This window comes from Streptomyces sp. NPDC127108 (genome assembly GCF_042677545.1).
Lineage (GTDB): Bacteria > Actinomycetota > Actinomycetes > Streptomycetales > Streptomycetaceae > Streptomyces.
The window spans coordinates 292,094-294,691 of record NZ_JBHXTE010000004.1 but is presented as its reverse complement, the minus strand read 5'-3'; the positions used below and the strand labels follow the sequence as shown (position 1 = coordinate 294,691).

Below are 2,598 nucleotides of genomic sequence, written 5' to 3'. Positions count from 1 at the left end.
TCCCCACGTCGTCCGCCCCTGTCCCGGCACCGGGGTGACCGCCCCCCGCCGCTCCGCGGCGGCCGTCCCACCCACCCACCCGTGACAGTGGGACATCAGCACAACCGGGGCCGACCCGCTCACCGCCCACCGTCACGTCCCCACCGTCCCCGAGCGACCCAGCACCCGCCACCACACCCGACGTCCCCGCAAGCGCCCCGCCGCCCCCCACATCCCCCATCCCCCCGAACACCTCGAGCGCCCCCACCAACTCCCCCAGCCTCTTGGCGAGTTCCTCGGCGCCCCGTTGGTGTTCCAGGCCCAGCAGGGCCTGGAGGACCGGGCCCGCGCGGTGGTGCGGCACCGGCAGGGAGCGGGGCGGGGGCGGGGTGTGGGGGCGGGCGTGGCGCAGGGTCAGGGAGGTCAGGGCCGCGTCGACGTCGAGGTGGAGGCCCTGGAGCCAGTCGCCGACCTCCTCGTGGGCGAAGCGGTAGCCGGGGCCCGCGGGGACGAGGAGGCCTTCGGTGAGGACGGCCGAGGCCCAGCCCGTGCAGGTGGGGGCGCCCCTGCCGGGCAGCGCGCCCCAGGGGAAGACCGTCTCGAAGGCGGTGCGGTCCAGCTGCCCCTGGCCGGGGCCGAGGCAGCGCCGGGCCGCCTCGTGGACCTGGCCGGACACCTTCGCCGCGAGGCGTCGTACGGCCGTCCCGCGCAGCCCGCTGTCCGCGGCGAGACGCACGGCGACGCGCAGGCAGAGGAGATCGAGGTGGGCGGCGAACACCTCCTCGCGGCAGGGCCGTCCGGCGGGGGCGGCGTCCGGCAGCGCCGCCGTGACCTCGGACAGGAGCCGCAGTGTCAGGGGGTGTCCCGCGTCGGCGTCGGCGAGCGCGCCGTCCGCGACGGCGTACCGCTCCCGGGCCCGGCGCGCCTGCGGCTCCGGCAGCTCGCCGAGGCGCACGCAGCCGGGCAGCGCCGCCCGTGGGCGGTGCGCCGCCGTGTCGCCGTCCGGGACGTGCAGCAGCTCCGGCGGGAAGTGGGCCCCGGCCTGCTCCCAGTACTCCGCGCGGCAGGCCACGACGAGCCGCGCCCCGGTGTCCCGCAGCCATCCGGCCGTCCCGGCGCTCCACCCTGCGAGGCGGTGGGCCAGCACGGGCGGCATCTCCTCGGGCCCGTCGAGCAGGAGCAGCAGCGGCCGTCCGGCGTCCCGGACCAGGCGGGCGACCCGCCCCGCCGTGATGTCGCCGAGCCCCTCGTCCCCGCCGACGGCGCCGTCGGACGCGGCGAGGATGCGCCCGGCCCGCTCCAGGGTCCGGGCCACCGCGTCGGCCACGGAGGTGTCCTCGTCCCGCAGGTCGGCGCCGCGCAGCCACAGGGTGGGGGCGGGTTCGGCGCCCCGGGCGCGGCGGTGGGCGAGGGCGGCGAGTTCCGTGGTGCGGCCGGTGCCGGGGTCGCCGACGAGGCCGAGGACGCGCGCGGGTCCGGCGGTGAAGCGGGTGAACTCCTCGCAGGGGCCGGGGCGTTCGACCGGTTCGGGGTCGAGGGCGCGCGGCCCGTCGGAGCCGAGCGACGTGGCCGTGAGGTGCAGGGCGCCCGCGAGGTTCAGATCGCGGCCGAAGCCGGGCACGGTCGCCGCGTTGTGCGCGAGGAGGGCGGCGAGCGGCCCGTCGGGGTCCGCGGCGGCCGCGGTCCACAGCGGCACGGCGAACCCGGCGGCGCGGTGCGGGGCCTGCAGCGCGGTGGCGAGGACGGCGAGGACGGCGCCGGACGCGGCGTCGACGACGGGCCCGCCCGCGGCGCCGCCGCCGAGCCGCAGCGCGTCCGCCCCGTCGGTGCCGATGGCCAGCTCCATGGCGGCGTCGAGGAGATGGAAGCGGTCGGTGGCGGTGTACGTGACGGCGGCGGAGTCGAGGACCCTGGCCTGGCGCCAGCCGCCCGCGGCGATGCGGACGTACGAGCCGACGTCCACGCCGTCGCGCGCGGTGACGGGCAGCGGGCGCAGGTCGAGGCCGTCGGTGCGGACGAGGGCGAGGTCGGTCTCCGGGAGCGGGGTGACGGCGTCGGCGGTCACGACGCAGGTGCGCTCGCCGGGCGCGTGCAGCACTATCCGGGCGAGCCCGTCGACCGCCTCGTGGCTGGTGATGACGGTGCCGCGGTCGTCGGCGGCGAAGCCGTGGCCGCGCGGCCGCCCGGCCAGGTCGCAGATCCGCACCAGGGACCGCTCGGGCTCGCGCCACGCGTCGCGGCCCACCGTCCACTCATTGCGGCCGCTCCGGTCGCTCCGGCCCCGGTCCCGCTCCGCGCCGCCCCGGGCTCGCGGGCCCCGTCCCGCCATGCTCGAACCTCCCAGCCGCACCCCGTACCTTCGACCGTAGGTCGGTGATGATCAGCCGGACAGAACGCGAGCCGAACGCGCCCCCTTCCGCTCCCACGGTTCACTCCGAGCGCCTGCCCGTTGGGGTGAATCGGCGCGTGGGGGTGGATACACCTTCTGGAGGGGGGACCGTGGGGGGGCGGACCACCCACCGCCGCCACAACACAGCACCCCCCCCCCCCCGGGCCGCCGCACAGCCCCAACAACCCCCCCCCCCCCACCGACCAGTAGCAAATAAAAAAAAAAACCAG

1 pseudogene is annotated in these 2,598 nt (G+C 78.1%); it reads right to left on the bottom strand.

Annotated features, from left to right (window positions below):
* A pseudogene (locus tag ACFVHO_RS05905) lies at positions 1 to 2,308 on the bottom strand (hypothetical protein); the annotation flags it as partial.
* Positions 2,309 to 2,598: the final 290 nt, after the last annotated feature.